Source organism: Arthrobacter sp. ES3-54, from assembly GCF_029504395.1.
GTDB lineage: Bacteria > Actinomycetota > Actinomycetes > Actinomycetales > Micrococcaceae > Arthrobacter.
This window is the reverse complement of sequence record NZ_JAQFIF010000020.1, coordinates 1-20,396: the sequence shown is the minus strand read 5'-3', so window position 1 is coordinate 20,396 and position 20,396 is coordinate 1. Positions and strand designations below refer to the sequence as shown.

Here is a 20,396-nt window from a genome sequence, read left to right as displayed (position 1 = left end):
TGGCTGAACGGTTTAGCTGGCTGACCGGTCGATACTGGCCTGCCGGAGCACTTCGCCCCAGGACTGCTGGGCAAGATCCGCCACGGAGGCCAGGATTTCCGACGGCGGCAGGGACAGATCCAGCGGGAACTCGACAATGTCGATGTCGGTATTGAGAATCCGGCGCAGCTTGATTTCCCCTGCTCCCGGGTAAATGATCCACGCCGTCGGCACCCGCAAGGATGTGCAGTAGGCGAGCATCCGGTAGTGGTCGGCCGAGAGTGACGCGCCGGCATCAGCGGCGGCCTTGTACTTCGCGTCGTACACCATCACGGGCCGGCCGCCGAGGAAGTGGACGGCCCCCGGCTGGACCACAATCCGGTCCGAGTCGCGGACGGCCTCATTCAACAGGGCGTTGTACCGCAACCGCATTTCTCCGGGAAAAGCGGCCATGGCTTCGCGCAGGGCCGTCCCCACGAAGTCCTCGAACACCTTTGCCATGTCCACCACGAACGACGCCGACTGCTGCTTGCCGTCGCCGGCCTCCGCCGACGCGTTCCGCAGGATCAGTTCGGCGAGCCGGAGGGCCGCGTGGTAGCGCGTATTCATCCGGCTGGGCCGCCACTGCGGCAGCGGCGCGCCGGACTGCAGGCGCGTCACGGCGTCGAGCTTTCCCTTCAGCTGGCGCAGCCGGCTCAGGACTTCCGGCCGCACGCGCGGCACCTGGGACATCCGTTCCAGCGCGGCGCGCAGAATCCGGTTCTCCGCGATGTCCTCCGTGAACTCGTCATAGGAGACTTCCAGCGGGACCAGCATCCCGGGGCGGCGGGAAATCTGGTCCGACATCCGGATCCGGCCCTTGACGGTCCGGAGGGATTCTTCCACCATGAGGTACCCCTGCAGCACGCCCCGGCTCAGCGCCCGGTCCGCGAGTTGCGCCAGGGATTCGGCCAGGGCGCTCCAAAGGTCGGTGTGCTCCACCGCGGCCACCGAATCGTCCCGGAAGCCCTGGTCCCCCGCGTAGCCGAGCAGGAACAGCAGCCGGCTCAGCCCGAGCCGTCCCTTCGGCCGCACTTCCAGCTGCACGGCGGGGGTCCGCACGGAGCCCACGCTCCCCACCGGTTCGATCCGGTACAGGCCCATGCCCATCGGTGAGGCCTTCGCCAGGCCGCTGGCGTTGACGTAGGCCGCGGTGTCCGGATCGAGCCGCTCCACGACGCCGGCGGAGAGCTCGTCCAGGACAATGTGACGGCAGGGCTCGGCCGCGCCGCCGCGTCCGGACAGACCCCGCCCGGCCGAAGCCAACTTGGCGGAACCCGACTTGGCCGAACCCCTGTCCGACGAACTGCGCCCCGACGCACCCTGGTCCGACCCGGCCCTGTCGGTGCGGTCCGACGGGCTGCGGTCTAGTGCTACCGCGTCCCCGGCCAGCCTAGGCATGCGCCAGGCGGCCCAGGAGTTGTTCCAGTCCGAACCGTTCCTCGAGCTGGGCGCGGTTGAGCTGGCCGTGATAGTGCTCCTCCAGCAGCGGCATGAGCTCGTACTTCCAGATTCTGCGCAGGCCCTTGGGCGTCTGCGCTGACTTCTTCATGAAGTAGGAGGGCCCGATCATGAGGTCGCGGTCCCACTCGTCGATCGCGTCGTTCAAGGCGTCAAGCAACAGGGCCGGCGTCGTGTCCAGGTCGCGGGCCTGGAGGAAACGCAGCAGCGAGCCCTTCACGGGTTCGGTCTTCGGATGCAGCTCGATGAAGGAGAACCGCCGCCGGATGGCCGCGTCCATCATCGCGATGGAACGGTCCGCGGTGTTCATGGTGCCGATGATGTAGAGGTTGTCCGGCAGGGTGAACGGCTCGTTGGGGCTGTATTGGAGGTAGATGCGGTCATCGCGGTATTCGAGCAGGAAGTACAGCTCGCCGAACACCTTGGCGAGGTTTGCCCGGTTCATCTCGTCGATGATCAGGAAGTACGGCTTGCTCTCGTTCCCCGGCTTGGCAGCTTCCTCGGCGAGCCGGCGAAGCGGGCCTGCCACGAGCTTGAAGGACACCTGGCCCTCGTCCGTCTTGTCCGGACGGAAGCCCTCGAAGAAGTCCTCGTAGGCGTAGGACGGGTGGAACTGGACCAGCTTGACCCGCTCGTCCGTGGTGTCGCCGGCGAGCTCGGCGGCGAGGTGCTTGGCCAGGTACGTCTTGCCCGTTCCCGGCGGACCGTAGAGCACCAGCTGCCGGTTCTCCTCGAGGAGTTCGGCGATTTCCTGCAACGGATCCAAGTCCATGTGCAGCGACGCGGCGAACTCCGGCGTCAGCGGCCGGAAACCCTCATAGGCAGGTTCGACGGCGGCAGCCGGCTCGGCGCCGTCGCCGTCCTCGGCTTCCGCTTCTGCCGGCAGGAGCGCCTCGAGCGCCTGGATCACGCGGGTGATATCCACGATGTTGCCGGACGTGGTCAGCTGCCGCTGCACGTGGCGGGGCAGCCCGGTGGCGTCGTGCTCCTCATCAAACCAGCGGACTTTGCGGCGGAGCTGGCGGTTGTCCTTTCCATGCTCCGGTTCGCCGAGGACCACGCCGATCCGGACCTTGCCCGAGCTCTGGTAAAGCGCGAGGTCACCCGGCTTCATGACCGTCAGGAAGGCGAAGACGGCGGTCTTGGTGTCCTCGCGCTCCACGTAGCCGAGGTGCTTGTAGTCCTCGTCCACCGCGTTTTGGACCAGCCCGGCCGAAACGCCGGGGTCCAGCAGGCGGAGGTGTTCGACGTCGAGCGTCACCGCTTCCCCGTCGCGCCACTCCCCCAGCAGCTCGGCGTTCTCGTGGTGGGTGCGCAAGAGCCAGGCGCGGCGGCCGGGGTCGCCGACCTTCCGCCACTGGCTCACCAACTGGCGGGAGTACCAGTCGATCCGCTGCCCGGCCTGCTGGTCCAGGTGCAGGCGGATCCTGTGGATGTCCGCCGAAATGTCCTCGTCGCTGTCCCCCTTGGCCCCGCCCACCAGGGAAGCAAAGGCGTCGCGGATCTCCTGCCGTTCGACGTCGGCCACAACGGGTTCGAAGTAGCTGGGCCAGACTAGGAACTCAATGCTGCGGCGGATGGCCGGCTGGTCATCCGGGGTCCCGGCGACCAGCCGGTGGAAGGCCAGCGGATCCTTGACCGCAGCCTGGACGACGTGGGCCGGCCGCTGCGCGACGTGCTGCACGAAGCGGCAGAGCCATTTCAGGTGGTCCCAGATGGTCCAGTTAAATTCCGCGGTGCGGTCCCGGATCACGCCGTGGTCCGTCATCCCCGCGTAGAGCTCGTCCGGGAGCTCCAGCGGAGGCTCCAGCCAGGACGCCGCCTCGGCAACGCGGGCCCGCTTGACCTTCAGGGACTTGACCTCGTGGGCCAGCGGCAGGGACTGGAGGAAGAGTAGCTCCACGGCCAGTTGCTTCGCCCCGCGGGTAGCATCTTCCAGGTTCTGGCGCAGGTTGGTCATCATCGGCGCCTTGGGATCGGGAACGCCGCGTTCAAGGCGTTCCAGCAACTCCGCGGCGGCCTGGACTGACCAGGTTTTGGTGCGGCCGTCCAGGGCGGACGCCTTGCCCAGCAGCCCCGGGCCCAGCACAAACCACGCCGCGTCTTCTATCTCCTTGGAGATGCCGAGGGCACGGTGCAGGGCAGGCTTCTTGGCTGGGGTCATACGTTCAATTTACAGGCTTAAACTGAACGCGCGCATTTAACGCCGCCCCAAAGCTACCGTTCAGTAGACCGCAGCCAAGCGCACCGCTGCACCTACTTCGCGGTAGACCGGTGCTTCACACCGACGGTGAAATACGTGGCCGGGCCAATGAAGTTCACAAAGGTGGCAAACCGCCACAGCGCCTTGCTGCCCCTGATCTCCTCGGCCGGCCGCCGGTTGATGTCCGTCTGGGCAGCAATGAGCAGCGTCAGCTGAACGGTGGCCGCCACGATTGTTCCGAACCGTGCCATCGGCGAGAGTTCTTTCCAATTCTTCTTGCGAGTGTGCCTCTTGTGCATGTTCTTGCCCATGTTCACAACGACCACGCCTCCTTAGAGCGTCCGGAGTTGTTCATTGTAGGAGCCCCACCGGCACGGTGGTAGAGGCTAGTGGTAGACGCTGGTGGTAGACGCTGGTGGTAGAGCTAGTGGACCGGGTGGGGGCGGGTGTACGGGGCCAGCCGTTCCTTCTGCTCCGGCGTCAGCCGCAGCACCCGTCCGGTTGCCTCATTGACGAATGCCAGGTGGCTCGTGGCCCGGACGCAGTCCTCCCGCGTGACGGGATCCTGCACAAGGTAGTGGATGTCGAAGCTGGCGCCCTTGACCGCACCAATCCACAGCTGGACGACGGCGGGCACATTCCGGTATTCGAGCGTCCTGACGTACCTGATCTTGTGCTCGACCACGAGCGCCAGGGTCCCTTCCGGGATTTCGTTGAAGAGCGACACCCGGGGTTCGGTTCCGGGCAGCCCGGCGCCCCGGGGCGGCCCGAACGCCGCGATCCGTGCTTCCTCCAGGATCCGGACAATCTGGACGTTGTTGATATGCCCGTAGGCATCCATGTCGCTCCAGCGCATCGGCACCTCCACCACGAGGCGCCGGGGCTCCGTGCCTGGGCCTTCCCCTGTTGGGCCCTCCCCGGGGCCTGCCCCGGATGCGCCCTCCCCTGCTGGTACTGCCCCGGCCGGGGCCTCCCCGGCGGGGCGCCCGACGGCGCTCAGCTGTGCACCGCCGTCGGGTCCTCCGCGGGATCCAGCAAGGCCGTGTCCGCGTCCTCACCGGCGAACTGGGACATGTACAGCCGGTAGTAAGCGCCCTGCATGGCCAGCAGCTGGGCGTGCCGGCCCTGCTCGACGATCTGCCCGTCCTCCATGACAAGGATGGTGTCCGCGTCCCGGATGGTGGAGAGGCGGTGGGCGATGACGAAGCTGGTGCGTTCCGTGCGCAACGCGGCCATGGCCTTCTGGACCAGGGCTTCGGTGCGGGTATCCACGGAACTCGTGGCCTCGTCCAGAATCAGCAGCGACGGGTTCGCCACGAAGGCCCGGGCAATGGTGATCAGCTGTTTTTCGCCGGCGCTGACGTTGTTGCCTTCTTCGTCAATGACCGAGTTGTAGCCGTCCGGCAGCGCGCGGACGAAGCGGTCCACGAACGTGGCCTTGGCCGCCGCCATGATCTGGTCCTCGGTGGCGTCCAGCTTGCCGTAACGAATGTTCTCGTAGATGGTTCCGCCGAACAGCCAGGCGTCCTGCAGCACCATGCCCACCTTGGCGCGCAGCTCCGAACGGCTCAGCCGGGTGATGTCCACCCCGTCCAGGGTGATGCTGCCGGCGTTGAGTTCGTAGAAGCGCATCACGAGGTTGACCAGGGTGGTCTTGCCCGCCCCGGTCGGTCCCACGATCGCCACCGTGTGTCCGGGTTCGGCCGTGAAGGACAGGTCCTCGATCAGCGGCCTGTCCGGCGTGTAGCTGAAGGTGACGTGCTGGAATTCGACGTGTCCGTCCGTCTTCGCCGGGAGGTGCTCGGTGGCGGTCTCGGCGTCTTGTTCGTCGGCGTCGAGGAATTCGAAGACCCGCTCGGCGGAGGCGACGCCGGACTGCAGCATGTTGGCCATGCCGGCCATCTGCCCCAGCGGCTGGGTGAACTCGCGCGAGTACTGGATGAACGCGGTGGCGTCGCCCAGGCTCATGGCGCCGGAGGCCACGCGCAGCCCACCGACGACGGCGATCCCCACGTAGCTGAGGTAGGAGACAAACTGCATGACCGGCATGATCATGCCGGAGACGAACTGGGCACCGAAGCTGGCCTTGTAGAGTTCCTCGTTGCGCTCGTCGAAGCGGGCCAGCATGTCGGCGTCGCGGCCGAACACGCGGACTAGGTCGTGGCCGGAGAACGATTCCTCTATCTGGCCGTTGAGTTCACCGGTGTTCTTCCACTGGGCGGCGAAGAGCTTCTGGCTGCGGGCGCCGATGATGCCGGCAGCCACGCCGGAGAGCGGGAGGGCGACGAGCGCGATCAGGGCCAGCTGCCAGGACACGATGAACATCATGATCACGATCCCGAGGACCGTCAGGGCCGAGTTCACGAGCTGCGCGAAGGCCTGCTGGAGCGCCTGCTGGATGTTGTCGACGTCGTTGGTGACGCGGGAGAGGATGTCGCCGCGCTGGCGGGTGTCGAAGTAGTTCAGCGGGAGCTTGTTGAGTTTCTTCTCGGTGTCATCGCGCAGGGTGCGGACCACGCGCATGACCAGCACGTTGAGCACATAGCCCTGGAGCCACAGAAAGATGTTGGCGACGAAGTACATCACCAGCACCACGCTGATGAGGAACGCGAGCTTCTGGAAATCGATGCCCGTGCCCGGCACTACGTCCATCTTGGCCAGCATGTCGGCGAAGTTGTTCTGGCCCTGGGAGCGCAGCCCGTCGATGAACTGCTCCTTGGTGGCACCGGCCGGGAGCTGCTTGCCGACCACTCCCGCGAAGATCACGTCCATGGCCTGGCCCAGGATCCTCGGTGCAATGACGTTGAGGACGACGGCGACCGTCACCATGGCGAGCACGACGATGATGCCGGCGCGCTCGGGTTTCAGCAGCCCCATGAGCCGTTTGGCCGAGGGCCAGAAGTGCTGGGCCTTCTTGGCCGGCACACCGCCAAACATGCCGCCGTCGGCTTCGCCGGGCGTGTACTCCTCCTCGATGAAGTCGTCCTCCATCACGTCGGTTCCGGCTGTACCGGCCGCGGTGGTGTCGGTTGCGGTCGTGTCGGCCGCGGCCGAAGTGGTGGAGACTTTCTCGTTGGTGCTCATGCCACTGCCTCCGCGCTCAGCTGGGATTCGACGATTTCCTGATAGGTGCTGGAGCTTTCCAACAGTTCCTCATGTGTTCCGCGGTCCACGATCCTGCCGTTGTCCAGCACTAGGATCTGGTCCGCATCGGCGATGGTGGACACACGCTGGCCGACGATGATCACCGTGGCATCGGCCGTCTTGGCCTTGAGCGCGCGGCGGAGCCTGGCATCGGTGGCGACGTCAAGGGCAGAGAACGAGTCGTCGAACAGGAAGACCTTGGGTTCGGTGACGAGGGCGCGGGCGATGCACAGCCGCTGCCGCTGGCCGCCGGAGACGTTGGTGCCGCCCTGGGCGATCCGCGATGCCAGGCCGCCCTTCTTTTCGCGCACGAAGTCCGCGGCCTGGGCGACCGTGAGGGCCTCCCACAGGTCCGTGTCCGTGGCCTCGGGCTTGCCGAAGCGCAGGTTGTGCTCAATAGTTCCGGAGAACAGGTAGGGCCGTTGCGGCACCATGGCCACGCGCTGCGTGATCTGGGCCCGGTCCAGTTGGGTGACGGGGACGCCGTCGAGCAGGACCTCACCCGATTCGGCGTCGTAGAGCCGCGGCAGCAGCGCCAGCAAGCTCGACTTGCCGGCGCCTGTGGAACCGATGATCGCCACCGTCTGTCCGGGCTCTGCCGTAAAGCTGATGTTGCTCAGCACCGGGGCCTCGGCCCCGGGGTAGGCGAAGGTCACGTTGCGGAATTCAACGCGACCGGCCCTTGCGGCCGGCGCCACCGGGGTGAGCGATTCGTGGATGGAGGGTTCGACGTCGAGCACTTCACCGATCCGGTCGGCGCAGACCGAGGCGCGGGGAATCATCATGGCCATGAAGGTGCCCATCATGACGGCCATGAGGATCTGCAACAGGTACTGGAGGAAGGCGGTCAGCGAGCCGACCTGCATTTCGCCGGCATCGACACGCTGGCCACCGAACCACAGCACGGCGGCCGTGGAGACATGCAGGATCATGCCAATGGCGGGGAACATCAGGACGAACAAGGAGCCGATCTTCAGCGAGACGTCGGTGAGGTCCTTGTTGGCCGCACCGAAGCGCTCGGCCTCGTGGGGTTCGCGCACGAAGGCCCGGACCACGCGGATGCCGATGATCTGCTCGCGGAGGACACCGTTGAGCCGGTCGATCTTCTCCTGCATGGAACGGAAGAGCGGCATGAGGCGGACCACAAGGTAGCCCACCACAACGATGAGCAGGGGCACAGAAACCCAGACGAGCCAGGACAGGTTGAGGTCCTCGCGCAAAGCCATGAAGATCCCGCCGATGCACATGATGGGCGTGGCCACCATGAAGTTCAGTGCCATGAGCATGAGCATCTGGACCTGCTGCACGTCGTTGGTGCCACGTGTGATGAGGGTGGGTGCGCCGAAGAGGTTGACGTCCCGCGCCGAGAAGCTGCTCACCTTGCGGAAGACACCGCGGCGCAGGTCACGGCCGAACGCCATCGCAGCCTTCGAACCGAAGTAGACGCCGGCGATCGCGGTGGCCACCTGGATCAGGGAGACGCCGAGCATGACCCCGCCGGTGCGCCAGATGTAGTCCGTATCGCCGCGGGAAACGCCCTCGTCGATGATCTGGGCATTGAGGCTGGGGAGGTACAACGCCGCGATGGTCGAAGCCAATTGAAAGATGACCACAGCCGCGATGTATGGCAGATACGGCTTGGAATAGCGCCGCATGAGAGTGACGAGCATGCCCACGAGTCCTTACGAAGACTGAAATTTACGAAGACCGAACAAAACCAAATAAAAACCGAACAAAACAAGTTCATTGGAAAGCTGATTGGAGACTAGCCCACGGGACCGACAGCCATTAGCCACCCAACTCTACGAAATCCCCCGCCCGGGTGGAACACGGGACACTGAATATCATCCAAACGACGTACTTAAGCGTCTGCCCGCAGCCCTGCCGCGGTCCTGCCGCGCAAATGCAGGTCCGCGAAGGCCAGCCGGCGAAGGCCCCGCGGCTGCCCTGGGGCGGCCGCGGGGCCTCTGGGATCCGGCACAGCGGTGCACGGTCCGGTACTGCACAGTCCGGCGGTGCACGGTCCGGTACGTGCCGGTCCGGTGCGGGCCGGGCCGGTACCGTAAACCGGCGCTACTCGGTGCGGTGCCGGCCGTGGGTGGCGATGTAGTCGGCCGCCGCGCGCTGCATCTTGCGCTCCTTGGCAAGCTGGCGGCGCAGGACCGTGAGCTCTGCGGCAACCCGGGCCTGTTCCGCGGCGATCGCTCTTTGCTCTGCGGCCTGCTCGTGCACAGCGCGCAGCGCGTCCGCCAGCTGGAGCTGTTGCTCCGCCAGCAGCTGCTGGGTCTGCAGCATCACGGGTACGACGTCGGCCACGTCGGCTCGGTTCTCGGCCACCAAGGTCCGGGCCCGCTGCCGGACACCTTCCCTCTCGGCTGCCCGCTCCGCACCCAACTCCGCACCGGACTCCGCTGCACCCGAATCGCGGCCGGAACCAACGCTGGCTCCAAAGCCGAGGTCGGCTTCCCGGCGGGCGGCATCCGGGAAACGGGATTCAGCGCGCTCCCGGCTGAGCACCTCGATGAATTCCCGGTCCAGGTCCACGATGCCGGCACCGCCGTCGGACGGAACTGCCCGGACGGCGTCGTTCCCGGCATTCCCCAAAGCCGTTGCCGCCGCGCCCCCGGCGGCCGCCACAGCGGCATCGGTGGCGGCATCGCCTGCTTGCTCGGCAGGTTCCGGACGGACATCGACGGTGCGGCGCAGCGGGCGTTCCTTGATGAACAGGATGGCAACCAGCGCCACGAGGCCGATGATCGCAGAGATCAGGAAGACCTCAGCGATCGCGTCGCCGTACGCGGCCCGCATGATGTCGCGGATCGGTGCCGGCATGTCCTTGAGGTCCATGCTGGCACCGGCAGATCCGGCCGGAACCTGGATTCCGGCGGAGGCGAGTCCCTCCACCACGAGCTCCTTGACCCGGTTGCCCAGTACGGCGCCGAGGACCGAGACGCCGATCGCTCCGCCGACGGACCGGAAGAAGGCAACCGAGGCGCTGGCAGTGCCGATGTCCTTGGCCTGGACCGTGTTCTGGACGGCGAGCACGAGGTTCTGCATCAGCAGGCCCAGACCAACGCCGAGGATGGCCGTGTAGATGCCGGTCAGCCACAGGTCAGTGGTGTGGTCCATGCTGCCGGCCAGGCCGAGGCCGCCGATCAGCAGGATGGCGCCGGCCACCAGGTACCGCTTCCACTTGCCGGTGCGGCTGATGAGCATGCCCGAGGCAACCGAACCGATCAGGTTGCCCGCGATCATGGGCAGCGTGAGCAGGCCGGCCTCGGTGGGGGTGGCACCGCGTGCCACCTGGAAGTACTGGCCGAGGAACGTCGAGGAACCGAACATGCCCACGCCAACGGCCACCGAGGCGAGGATCGCGAGGGCAGTGGTCCGCTCCGAGATGATGTTGAGCGGGATGATGGGCTGCGCCACCCGGGATTCCACCAGCACCAGCAGGCCCAGGAGCAGGACACCGCCGCCCACCATAACGACGGACTGCCACGACCACCAGTCGTAGTAGTCCGGGTTGCCGGCGAAGGAGACCCAGATGAGCAGCAGACTGACGCCGGAGGTCAAGAGTATGGAGCCGAGCCAGTCGATCTTGGCGGGGCGCTTGACGTGCTGGATTTTCAGAGTGACCTGCAGCAGGATGAGCGCCACCACCGCGAGCGGGACGCAGACGAAGAAGGTCCAGCGCCACCCCAGCGGGCTGTCGACAATGAAGCCGCCGAGCAGCGGGCCGCCGGCAGTGCCCACGGCCATGACGCCGCCCATGTAGCCGGAGTATTTTCCGCGGTCCCGAGGCGGGATCATGGATCCGATGATGGCCTGGGCCAGGGCGGTGAGCCCGCCCATGGCGATGCCCTGGATGACACGGGCGGTCAGCAGCAGCGGGATGGTCTCGGACAGGCCGGCCATGACGGAGCCGGCCACGAAGATCACAATGCTCAGCTGGACAAGGACCTTCTTGTTGAAGAGGTCCGCCAGCTTGCCCCAGATCGGCGTGGTGGCCGCGTTGGCCAGCAGCGCGGCGGTGATCACCCAGGCGAAGTCCGTCTGGGTGCCCTTGAGCTCGGACATGATGGTGGGCAGCGCGTTGGCAACGATCGTGCTGCTCAGGATGGCGGTGAAGAACGCCGCCAGCAGCCCAGTGAGCGCCTCCATGATCTGGCGGTGAGTCATCGCCGCAGGTTCTGCGGCGGGGTGGGATGCGCGGGGCGCCCTCGGCGGAAGGCCCGACGGCGCAGTGTTCAACAGCGCAGTGTCCGGCCCCGTGGCGGCAGCGTGGCTAGCCATATATCTACTCCTCAACAATTTCGGTCGTATTCGTGGGTCCGGCCGTCGTTGCCCGGGCTGAAGTCCTGAGGGACTCAGCAAGTTTTTCGAGGGTGCGCGCCGTCAGTTCGACGTCGTCCTGGCTCCAGTCCTGCAGCAGGCCCTGGAGGGCGGCCGTCCGCTGGTCCTCGATGACGCGCAGTTTCTCCGCGCCGGTGGCCGACAGAGCGATCAGCTGCGCGCGGCCGTCTTCGGGGTCCGGCCGGCGGACAACATAGCCGTGCTCCTCGAGCTCGGCGATGTGCCGGCTGAGGACCGGCGCGCTGACGCCGAGCCGCTCCGCAAGATGCGTGGCCCGGGATTCGCCCTCCCCCACAAAGCGAAGAACGCCCTGAAGCGCCACTCCGGTGTCCTGCCCGCGCAGGCTGGCGGCGGCAACGCAGCGGACGGCGCGCTGGAGGTCGAAGATTTGGTAGACGAGTTTGGCGGCAGCGTTGGATTCAACTGACATGATGGACACCCCTCTTTTGTTTGCCCAAGGCAACTTTATCTTAAATTGGTTACTTCGGGAAACTAACTCTTCCGTGAGAGGTGCCACGCGGGCGCTAAAAGGGCGCCGAAAGGGGACTTAAAGACAAACGCGGACCGGCCGGCCTGCCCCTCACCGTGAGGGACAGACCGGCCGGTCCGCTGTGTTGTGTAGTTGTGTTGTTGAGGGCGGTCTCGCCCGGGCCGACTACGTGGCCAGGTGGGTGGGGCCGAACATCTTGAGCAGGGTCTCGACGACGACGACGTTGGGGCCGTCCGCGGCGAAGCCGGCTTTCAGGGCGTCCCCGACGCCCTCGGGGGCCACCCGGACGGCCGGGACGCCGAAGGCCTCGGCCAGCTTGACGAAGTCGGGCCGGGCGAGCTCGGTGGCCGTGGCCTTGCCGAAGGCGCCCACCATGTATTCACGCAGGATGCCGTAGCCGCCGTCGTCCACGATCAGCCAGGTGACCGGGACGTTGTGCTGCTTGGCGGTGGCGAGCTCGGAGATGGAGTACATGGCCGAGCCGTCGCCGGAGACGGCCAGCACCCGGGCCGAAGCGCCGGGCGCCCCGGTGGTCTCCAGCCCGACGGCGCCGCCGATCGCCGCGGGGAAGCCGAAGCCCAGCCCGCCGGCGCCCTGCGCGGAGTGGAACTGGCCCTCGCGGGCGTCCCAGCAGCTCCAGCCCCAGTAGGCGGAGATGGTCATGTCCCAGAACGTCTGCATCGCCGCGGGAACGGCCTCGCGGATGTCGGCCATGAACTTCAGCTCCTTGCCGAGGTCCTGGGACTCGAGCCGGGCCGTGACCTTGGCCAGGGTGTCCTTGACCAGGGCCTCGGGAGAGGTGCCGTGCCAGTCGGCGCGTTCGCCGTGCGGTTCGGTCAGGGCCTCGTCGAGGGCGGCGAGGGCCTGGCCGGCGTCGGCCCGGATGCCAAGGCCGGGGCGGTTGGACTCCAGGACCCGGGGTTCGGCGTCGATCTGGATGATCCGGCCGCGCGGTTCAAAGGTGAAGTAGTTGGAGGTGACCTCGCCCAGGGAAGAGCCGATAACGATCAGCACGTCGGCGTCCTGCAGCACCTCCGTCATGTGCTGGTCTTCAATCCAGGACTGCAGCGAGAGCTCATGGTTCCAGGGGAACGCGCCGTTGCCGCCGGGGGTGCAGATGACCGGGGCCCGCAGCTTCTCCGCAATCGAGAGCAGCGACTTCTCGGCCCGGCCGCGGCGGGTGCCGCCGCCGGCGATGACCGCGGGACGTTCCGCCGTCGAGAGCCATTTGACGGCTTCGCGGACCAGCTCCACCCGGGGCGGGTTGTCCGCGGCCTCAGCGAGGGCGTCCTCCACAGGAGGCACCATAATGGGGTCCAGCAGCACGTTCTGCGGGATTTCCAGCCAGACGGGGCCCTGCGGCGAGGAGATCGCCTCGGTCCAGGCATCCTGGATTGCCGAGGGGATGCCGGAGGCGTGCTGGATCAGCCGCTGGGACTTGGTGACGTTCGCGGCCGAGGCCTTCTGGTCATCGAGCTGGTGCAGCATGCCCTTGCGGCGGGCGCCGAGGCCATCGAGCGGGATCTGGCTCGCCACGACCACCATGGGCACGCCGGTGGCGTAGGCCTCCTGCAGCCCGGCCAGGGACGTCAGCGCGCCCGGGCCGGTAGAGAGGAACAGCACGCCGACCTCGCCGGTGGCACGGGAGTACCCGTCCGCAGCGAAGGCCGAGTTGTTCTCCACCCGGGACGAGACGAAGTGCAGGTTCCCGCGGCCCATCGCATCGAACAGGCCCAGGGCGTGCTGGCCCGGGATGCCGAAGACCGTCTTGGCGCCGAGCGCCTCAAGGGTCTCGACGACGAGGTCTCCGCCGTTGCGCACGCCGGTCATCGCGAAGCCACCGGCGAAGCCACAGGGGAGCCGAAGCCGGCGGGGCGGCGGGATTCCTGGCCGAGGGCCTGAGCCGCATAACCGTTCGGGGCGCCGAAGCGGTCCCCTTCGACGGCGCGGTCCGCCATCAGGGTCACGAGCTCGTAGGCGACATGGCTTGCCGCCACGCCGGTGATCTCGGCGTGGTCGTACGCCGGGGCAACCTCGACGACGTCGGCGCCGACCAGGTTCATGCCGCGGAATCCGCGGATGATTTCCAGCAGTTCGCGGCTGGTGAGGCCGCCGGCTTCCGGTGTGCCGGTGCCCGGGGCGTGCGCGGGGTCAAGGACGTCGATGTCCACCGAGATGTAGAGCGGACGGTTCCCGATCCGGTCCCGGACCTTGGCCACCGTCTCCAGGACGCCCTGGTAGTAGACATCCGAGGACGTGACGATGCCGAAGCCGAAGCGGTGGTCGTCGTCGAGGTCCTTCTTGCCGTAGAGCGGGCCGCGGGTGCCGATGTGGCTGATGGCCTCGGTGTCCAGGATGCCTTCCTCGACCGCGCGGCGGAACGGGGTGCCGTGGGTGTATTCGGCGCCGAAGTAGGTGTCCCAGGTGTCCAGGTGCGCATCGAAGTGCAGCATGGCAATGGGGCCGCCGGCGCGCTCGGCGGCGGCGCGCAGCAGCGGCAGGGCGATGGTGTGGTCGCCGCCGAGGGTGACCAGTTTGCTGCCGGAGGCCGTCAGGTCCAGGGCGTTCTGCTGGATGGTTTCGATGGCGTCGTTGATGTTGAACGGGTTGACCGCCATGTCGCCGGCGTCGGCCACCTGGATGTTCTCGAAGGGGCTGACGTCCCAGGCCGGGTTGTATGGCCGCAGCAGGCGGCTGGCCTCGCGGATGTGGTTGGCCCCGAAGCGGGCGCCGGGGCGGTAGGAGACGCCGGAGTCGAACGGCACGCCGACCACCGTAACGTCAGCCTTGGCCACCTGGTCCAGGCGCGGCAGGCGGGCATATGTGGCAGCCCCGGCGTAGCGTGGGACGCGGGATGAATCGATGGGGCCAAGGTTGCCATTGGCCTCGATGCGCAGCTCTTCCAAAAGAAGCCTCTCCTTCGAGGATTGACCGACGGTTGTGACAGCCATCATACACTCGAAGTTTCGCATTGCGCATCATTTGTTTACCAATGGCGTTCCCAGTGGCCTCACGCGATGGCTGAGGCGCCCCGCTCCCCCGTCCGGACGCGGACGGCGTCGCGCACGTCAATGATCCAGATCTTGCCGTCGCCGAAGCGGCCTGTGCGTCCGCCCTCTTCAATGGCGGCCATGACGGCGCCGAGGGCGTCCTCGTTGACCAGGACCTCCAGCCGCACTTTGGGCAGCAGGTCGGAGCTGTACTCGGCACCCCGGTACACCTCGGTGTGGCCCCGCTGCCGGCCATAACCGCTGGCCTGGCTCACGGTCAGGCCGTTGACTCCGGACCGCTCCAGGGCCGCGCTGACGGCGTCAACCCGCTCCGGCCGCACAATAGCCGTCACGAGCTTCATGACGACACCCTGCCGCGCGCGGCCTCACCCTCGGCCTGGGTCTGCGCTTCGGCCGGACCTTCGGTCTGGGCGTGGGCCACGGCAGCATCCGTCCTGGCATGCGGGTCGCCGGGGTGGAAGCTGCCGCCGACCATGAGGAGTTCGTACGCCGTTTCGGCGTGCTCCGTCACGTCGATGCCGGAGAGCTCGTCGGCCTCGGAAACGCGCATGCCGATGCTCTTGTGGATCGCGAAGCCAATCAGGGTGGTCATGGCGGCGCTCCATGCCGTGACAATCAGCGCGGTGAGGATCTGTGGCCAGAACTGCGCCAGGCCGCCGCCGTAGAAGAGGCCGCCTTCGGTCTTGGCGGACGGTAGTGCGAAGAATCCGAGGGCCAGGGTCCCCCACAGGCCGCCAACGAAGTGCACAGCTACGACGTCCAGGGAGTCGTCGAGTCCGATCTTGAACTTCAGCCCGACGGCGAGCGCGCAGACTACTCCGGCGATCGCGCCGATCAGGATGGCCCCGACGGGGTCGATGAAGCCGCAGGCCGGGGTGACTGCCACGAGTCCGGCGACGGCGCCCGAGGCGGCTCCGAGCGAGGTGGCATGCCCGTCGCGCAGCCGCTCCACGAGCAGCCAGCCCAGCAGGGCGGCGCTGGTGGCAAGCAGCGTGTTGGTCCAGGCCAGGGCGGCGGTCGCGTCGGCGGCGAGTTCCGAGCCGGCATTGAAGCCGAACCAGCCGAACCAGAGCAGCCCCGCGCCGAGCATGACGAACGGCAGGTTGTGCGGGCGGATGTTGGGGTCCTTCATGAAGCCGAGCCGCTTGCCCAGAACCACCGCCAGCATGAGTCCGGCTATGCCAGCGTTCATGTGGACCACCGTCCCGCCGGCGAAGTCGAGGGCCGAAATTTTGCTGCCGATGATGCCGGTGGGTCCAAAGAGGCCGCCGCCCCAGACCCAGTGTGCGATCGGCGCGTAGACGAGTGTGACCCAGAGGGCGGCAAAGAGCAGCCAAGGTCCGAATCTGACGCGTTCGGCCACCGCCCCGCTGATGAGCGCGACGGTGATGATGGCGAATGTGGCCTGGAATCCGACGAAGATCATGTCCGGCAGGCCTGCCGCCTTGGTGCCGATGCTGGTGGTCAGCCCGCTCAGGCCGAAATTAGTGAAGGGATCCCCGACGAAGCCGCCCAACGCATCCGGGCCGAAGGCCAGTCCGTAGCCCCACAGGGCCCAGACGACGGCCACCACGCCCATGGCGCCGAAGCTCATCATCATGATGTTGAGGACGGACTTCATTCTGACGAGCCCGCCGTAGAAGAACGCAAGCCCGGGGGTCATCAGGAGGACCAGGGCGGACGCCGTGAGCATCCACGCGGTCGATCCGGGGTCAAGGACCTGCGGATCTACTGCCATTCCTACTGCAAGCACAGAGAACTTCATAGCGGGAGCCTTCCTCGAGTGCCGGCGCTCCGAGGGCGCCGATTCGGCGAGACCATGTGACGTTTGGGACTGTTGTACGTCCCCCCGCAGATGACGCTACCCACGACGTGTTTCGGGAAGGCATTCCGATTCTTGCCGGCACGTTACGCGAGGGCACCGGGCATTAAATTACCGTTTCCGGCAGATTTCCAGGATGTGACGTAAGTCTCACCAAGGCCGCAGGCGGGCGGCCAGCGTTCCTTCCCGGTTGCTCCACGCCCGCCCCTGGCCCCACACCGTGATTCAGCGTTTTGCCGGCCGCGGAGCCGCCCCGGCGCCCGGCAACCGGGAAGGAACGCAGCCAGCGCCCGCCGATGGGTGCGCAAACCGCCGAATTTTCGGCAGAGCCCAATGCCCACATAGCCCCATTGCCGCCTTCCATGGTCCAGGCCGGCCCTGTGGACTGGCGACATGGACCCCATCAACTACCTCGCACAACTCGGCGGAGTCGCCCGGACCGGCCAGTTTTTGGCCGCGGGATACTCCCGGACGGACATCGCCGGGCTGACGAGGGCGGGGGCGCGCCAACCCAGGCGAGGAGTGTTCATGCTCCCCGAGTGCCAGCCGGAGCTCGCTGCGGCCATCCGGCACAATGCCCGCGTCACCTGCGCCAGTGCGGCCCCGCACTACGGCCTGTGGCTTAGAGAAATTCCGGCCCAGCATCATTTGGCCTGCAACCACGGCCACGGAACCGACTTCATCAGGCATCGGACCATCAGGTTCGATGGTCCTGTCCAGCTGCCAGTGGCCGCGGTCGAGGACGTTACGCTGCATGCCCTGTCGTGTTTGAGGCCGCCCGTATCAACAGCCCTGGCGACATCAGCCATGCGTTTACATGGCATTCCCCTCGAATTGCTGAAGGCCCAGCTCATCGGCGACCGGTCGGGTCCGGTACTCCAGGCCCTGCGGCAGCTGGATTTACGCGCCGAGTCAATCGTGGAGGTCGATGCCCAGCATCTCTTCAAAGCAAACGGGATCGGCTTCGACACCCAAGTCCAACTCCCGGGAATCGGCCGGGTCGACTTCCTGATCGAGGGATTCCTCATCGTGGAAGTGGACGGCTACGCATTCCACTCCAACCGCGAGGCCATGCGCCGGGATCTGGGACGAAACAACGCCTCCACGGTGAACGGGTTTGCCGTGCTGAGGTACATGCCGGAGCACATCTGGTTTGAGCCGGAGCGTGTCATCGCTGAAATTCGGGCCGTGCTGAGCCGGACCCCGCGCAGCATCCCGTGACGTTCCTGCCCACTTGCCTCCGGGAACCCCCCGGACCGCCCGCTAGATTCCGGGACTGGACGCCAGCCCACGGCCCTCGTCGGCTTAGCAACCGGGAAGGAGTGCCACGGCAGTCAGCATGGCCGCGGAAGGCAGGCAGGCCGGTCCTGCCCTCAGCGGCTGGCGGCGGGCACCAGCACCCACAGCACTTCGACGGCGTCGTCGGTGGGATTGACCCAGGTGTGCGGTTCCCGGCCCGGGAACGTCACGGTGTCCCCGGTGCTGAGCTCGAATTCCTCATTGGTCAGGATCAGCCGGATGCTTCCCTTGACTACATGCAGGACGTCGACGTCGCAGTCCACGGCATAGAGTTCGGACTCGCCGCGTCCGCGCGGCTCGATCACCGCTTGGATGATCTGGACGCGGCGCTCGGAGCGTGCTGTCAGCAGCCGCTCGACGATCCCCTCGCCGCCGAGGGAGATTCGGGGACCCTCGTTCTGCTTCGTGAGGTGCGTTTCGGGGGCGGCAAAGAGGTCGCCGATCGAGATGGACAGGACCTGGCACAGCGTCACCAGGGAGGCTACCGAGGGCGAGGTGAGGTCCCGCTCGACCCGGCTGAGGAATCCCTTGGTGAGGCCGGTGGCGTCCGCGACCTGTTCAATAGTGAGCCGCTGGGACTGCCTGGCGGCGCGGATCCGCGAACCGATGGCAACGGGAACGTTGCTCGGTTCAACTGGTAGAGCCTTCATTTAGGAACCTTTCACGGCCGGCCGCTTGGCCCCATCATTGGAGCAATCCTAGCGGGAGCGGGCCTTCGTGACGCGGATGCGGCAGCGGCACGCGCTGCGCCTTGACTGTTACCGGGGTCACAACATACTCTTTTGGCAACATGTGTTGCCTATTGGGCAATACCGGAGGTTCCGACGGACATCCTCCTCCAACCACTTCACGCAGCAGCAGCCTTGCCGAACACACTGTTGAGGCCCGGCAATGCGCATCCGCTGCCAACCAGCTCCAAGGAGCCCTTAATGGACGCAAGTTTCGTCAACATCGCAATCGTGGTGGTGTACCTGGCCGCCATGCTGGCGTTCGGGTGGTGGGGCAAGTCCCGCACCAAGAACAATAGCGACTTCCTCGTCGCCGGCCGACGCCTCGGCCCGTTCCTCTACACCGGCACCATGGCCGCCGTCGTGCTTGGCGGCGCCTCCACCGTCGGCGGCGTGGGCCTGGGCTACAAGTTCGGCATCTCCGGCATGTGGCTCGTGGTCGCAATCGGCGCCGGCGTCCTGCTGCTGAGCCTGCTCTTCGCCCCCACCATCCAGAAGCTCAAGATCTACACGGTCTCGCAGATGCTGACCCTGCGTTATGGCAGCAAGTCCACGCAGACTTCGGGCATCATCATGCTCGCCTACACGCTGATGCTGTGCGCCACGTCCACCAGCGCGTACGCCACCATCTTCGTGGTGCTCTTCGGCTGGGACCGCGCCCTCGCTATCGCCGTCGGTGGCTCGATCGTGCTGATCTACTCGACTATCGGCGGCATGTGGTCCATCACCCTGGCGGACCAGGTCCAGTTCGTCATCAAAACGGTCGGTATCTTCGTCCTGATGCTGCCGTTCACGCTCAACGCCGCCGGCGGACTCGACGGCATCCGTGCCCGTGTTGACGCCAGCTTCTTCCAGATTGACGGCATCGGCATCCAGACGATCATCACCTACTTTGTGGTCTACACGCTCGGACTGCTGATCGGCCAGGACATCTGGCAGCGCGTCTTCACCGCCAAGACCCCGACAGTTGCCCGCTGGGGCGGCGCCACGGCCGGCGTCTACTGCATTCTCTACGGTGCGGCCGGCGCCCTGATCGGCCTCGGCGCCCGCGTCGCGCTGCCGGACATCGACGTCGCGAACCTCGGCAAGGACGTTGTCTACGCCGAGGTCGCCACGCAGATCCTGCCGATCGGCATCGGCGGCCTGGTGCTCGCCGCGGCCGTCGCCGCCATGATGTCCACCGCCTCCGGCGCACTGATCGCTGCCGCCACCGTGGCCCGCGCCGATGTGCTGCCATTCGTCGCCAGCTGGTTCGGCAAGAACATCAACACCGCCGACACGGACAACCCGGAACACGATGTCAAAGCCAACCGCATGTGGGTCCTGGGGCTGGGCATCGTGGCGATCGTCATCGCCGTTATCACCAAGGATGTAGTCGCGGCGCTCACCATCGCCTACGACATCCTGGTCGGCGGCCTCCTTGTGGCCATTCTCGGCGGCCTGGTCTGGAAGCGCGGCACCGGTCACGCAGCAGCGGCCTCCATGGCCGTGGGTTCAGTCATTACCCTCGGCACCATGATCGTCCTGGAGATCAACGCCGAGGTACCGCTGGACGGCATCTACGCCAACGAGCCGATCTACTTCGGCCTGGCGGCCTCGGCAGTCGTCTACATCGCGGTGTCACTGCTGACCAAGCCGACGGATCCTGCGGTCATGAAGAACTGGAAGCGGCGGGTTGCCGGCGAGGCATCCGAGGACGAATCGATTACCGTTCCGGTGCACTAGGTTCCGCTGGTTTACTTTCCGCGGGTTAACGACGGCGGTGGCTCCCCGGCGGTTTCAAGGGGTCGTTGCAACACCGCTGGTGGCTAGGTGGTCATTAGTAGATCACGCAGACGCTCGGCTGGGGTATCCCAGTCGAGCGTTT

At 66.6% G+C, this 20,396-nt stretch carries 15 protein-coding genes; 2 read left to right on the top strand and 13 right to left on the bottom strand.

What is annotated here, in order from left to right; translation table 11 throughout:
• Positions 1-12: 12 nt before the first annotated feature.
• The 12 genes from M2428_RS20490 to M2428_RS20435 all read right to left on the bottom strand — a co-directional run bounded on the left by M2428_RS20490 (position 13) and on the right by M2428_RS20435 (position 16,445).
• A complete protein-coding gene (locus M2428_RS20490) occupies positions 13-1,419 on the bottom strand; it encodes a restriction endonuclease (RefSeq protein WP_277527810.1) in 1,407 nt (468 codons plus the stop codon).
• On the bottom strand, positions 1,412-3,643 hold the full coding sequence (locus M2428_RS20485) for an AAA family ATPase (protein WP_277527809.1): 2,232 nt from the start codon (positions 3,641-3,643) through the stop codon (positions 1,412-1,414). The genes M2428_RS20490 and M2428_RS20485 overlap by 8 nt, the downstream gene beginning before the upstream one ends.
• A gap of 92 nt (positions 3,644-3,735) precedes the next feature.
• Complete coding sequence (locus M2428_RS20480) at positions 3,736-4,008, bottom strand: hypothetical protein (RefSeq protein ID WP_277527808.1); 273 nt, start codon at positions 4,006-4,008, stop codon at positions 3,736-3,738.
• A gap of 98 nt (positions 4,009-4,106) precedes the next feature.
• Complete coding sequence (locus M2428_RS20475) at positions 4,107-4,538, bottom strand: thioesterase family protein (protein ID WP_277527807.1); 432 nt, start codon at positions 4,536-4,538, stop codon at positions 4,107-4,109.
• 140 nt (positions 4,539-4,678) lie between these two features.
• A complete protein-coding gene (locus M2428_RS20470) occupies positions 4,679-6,673 on the bottom strand; it encodes an ABC transporter ATP-binding protein (RefSeq protein ID WP_277527838.1) in 1,995 nt (664 codons plus the stop codon).
• Between the two features lie 89 nt (positions 6,674-6,762).
• Positions 6,763-8,496, bottom strand: coding sequence for an ABC transporter ATP-binding protein (locus tag M2428_RS20465; protein ID WP_277527806.1), 1,734 nt, complete (start codon positions 8,494-8,496; stop codon positions 6,763-6,765).
• Positions 8,497-8,899: 403 nt separating this feature from the next.
• Positions 8,900-11,005, bottom strand: coding sequence for an MDR family MFS transporter (locus M2428_RS20460; RefSeq protein ID WP_277527837.1), 2,106 nt, complete (start codon positions 11,003-11,005; stop codon positions 8,900-8,902).
• Positions 11,006-11,123: 118 nt separating this feature from the next.
• A complete protein-coding gene (locus tag M2428_RS20455; protein ID WP_277527805.1) occupies positions 11,124-11,609 on the bottom strand; it encodes a MarR family transcriptional regulator in 486 nt (161 codons plus the stop codon).
• A gap of 225 nt (positions 11,610-11,834) precedes the next feature.
• A complete protein-coding gene (locus M2428_RS20450) occupies positions 11,835-13,499 on the bottom strand; it encodes a thiamine pyrophosphate-binding protein (protein ID WP_277527804.1) in 1,665 nt (554 codons plus the stop codon).
• Entirely contained in the window at positions 13,496-14,575 is a 1,080-nt protein-coding gene (gene speB / locus M2428_RS20445) for an agmatinase (protein ID WP_277527803.1), read from the bottom strand. The genes M2428_RS20450 and speB overlap by 4 nt, the downstream gene beginning before the upstream one ends.
• 104 nt (positions 14,576-14,679) lie before the next feature.
• Positions 14,680-15,021 (bottom strand): P-II family nitrogen regulator, encoded by a 342-nt coding sequence (locus M2428_RS20440; RefSeq protein WP_277527802.1) that lies wholly within the window; start codon positions 15,019-15,021, stop codon positions 14,680-14,682.
• Complete coding sequence (locus tag M2428_RS20435) at positions 15,018-16,445, bottom strand: ammonium transporter (RefSeq protein ID WP_277527801.1); 1,428 nt, start codon at positions 16,443-16,445, stop codon at positions 15,018-15,020. The genes M2428_RS20440 and M2428_RS20435 overlap by 4 nt, the downstream gene beginning before the upstream one ends.
• 450 nt (positions 16,446-16,895) lie before the next feature.
• On the opposite strand from M2428_RS20435, the gene M2428_RS20430 reads away from it, so the two are divergent.
• On the top strand, positions 16,896-17,723 hold the full coding sequence (locus M2428_RS20430) for a DUF559 domain-containing protein (protein WP_277527800.1): 828 nt from the start codon (positions 16,896-16,898) through the stop codon (positions 17,721-17,723).
• A 152-nt stretch (positions 17,724-17,875) separates the two neighbouring features.
• Here M2428_RS20430 and M2428_RS20425 read toward each other — a convergent pair whose 3' ends face one another.
• On the bottom strand, positions 17,876-18,451 hold the full coding sequence (locus M2428_RS20425) for a cupin domain-containing protein (protein WP_018775913.1): 576 nt from the start codon (positions 18,449-18,451) through the stop codon (positions 17,876-17,878).
• 279 nt (positions 18,452-18,730) lie between these two features.
• On the opposite strand from M2428_RS20425, the gene M2428_RS20420 reads away from it, so the two are divergent.
• Positions 18,731-20,254 (top strand): sodium:solute symporter, encoded by a 1,524-nt coding sequence (locus tag M2428_RS20420; protein WP_277527799.1) that lies wholly within the window; start codon positions 18,731-18,733, stop codon positions 20,252-20,254.
• Positions 20,255-20,396: the final 142 nt, after the last annotated feature.

Coding starts and splice junctions, on each gene's coding strand:
- M2428_RS20440 (WP_277527802.1), bottom strand. CDS start 15,021: ATGAAGCTCGTGACGGCTATTGTGCGGCCGGAGCGGGTTGACGCCGTC.
- M2428_RS20435 (WP_277527801.1), bottom strand. CDS start 16,445: ATGAAGTTCTCTGTGCTTGCAGTAGGAATGGCAGTAGATCCGCAGGTC.
- M2428_RS20465 (WP_277527806.1), bottom strand. CDS start 8,496: ATGCTCGTCACTCTCATGCGGCGCTATTCCAAGCCGTATCTGCCATAC.
- M2428_RS20460 (WP_277527837.1), bottom strand. CDS start 11,005: ATGACTCACCGCCAGATCATGGAGGCGCTCACTGGGCTGCTGGCGGCG.
- M2428_RS20455 (WP_277527805.1), bottom strand. CDS start 11,609: ATGTCAGTTGAATCCAACGCTGCCGCCAAACTCGTCTACCAAATCTTC.
- M2428_RS20420 (WP_277527799.1), top strand. CDS start 18,731: ATGGACGCAAGTTTCGTCAACATCGCAATCGTGGTGGTGTACCTGGCC.
- M2428_RS20470 (WP_277527838.1), bottom strand. CDS start 6,673: ATGGAGGACGACTTCATCGAGGAGGAGTACACGCCCGGCGAAGCCGAC.
- M2428_RS20490 (WP_277527810.1), bottom strand. CDS start 1,419: ATGCCTAGGCTGGCCGGGGACGCGGTAGCACTAGACCGCAGCCCGTCG.
- M2428_RS20485 (WP_277527809.1), bottom strand. CDS start 3,643: ATGACCCCAGCCAAGAAGCCTGCCCTGCACCGTGCCCTCGGCATCTCC.
- M2428_RS20450 (WP_277527804.1), bottom strand. CDS start 13,499: ATGACCGGCGTGCGCAACGGCGGAGACCTCGTCGTCGAGACCCTTGAG.
- M2428_RS20475 (WP_277527807.1), bottom strand. CDS start 4,538: ATGCGCTGGAGCGACATGGATGCCTACGGGCATATCAACAACGTCCAG.
- M2428_RS20425 (WP_018775913.1), bottom strand. CDS start 18,451: ATGAAGGCTCTACCAGTTGAACCGAGCAACGTTCCCGTTGCCATCGGT.
- M2428_RS20430 (WP_277527800.1), top strand. CDS start 16,896: ATGGACCCCATCAACTACCTCGCACAACTCGGCGGAGTCGCCCGGACC.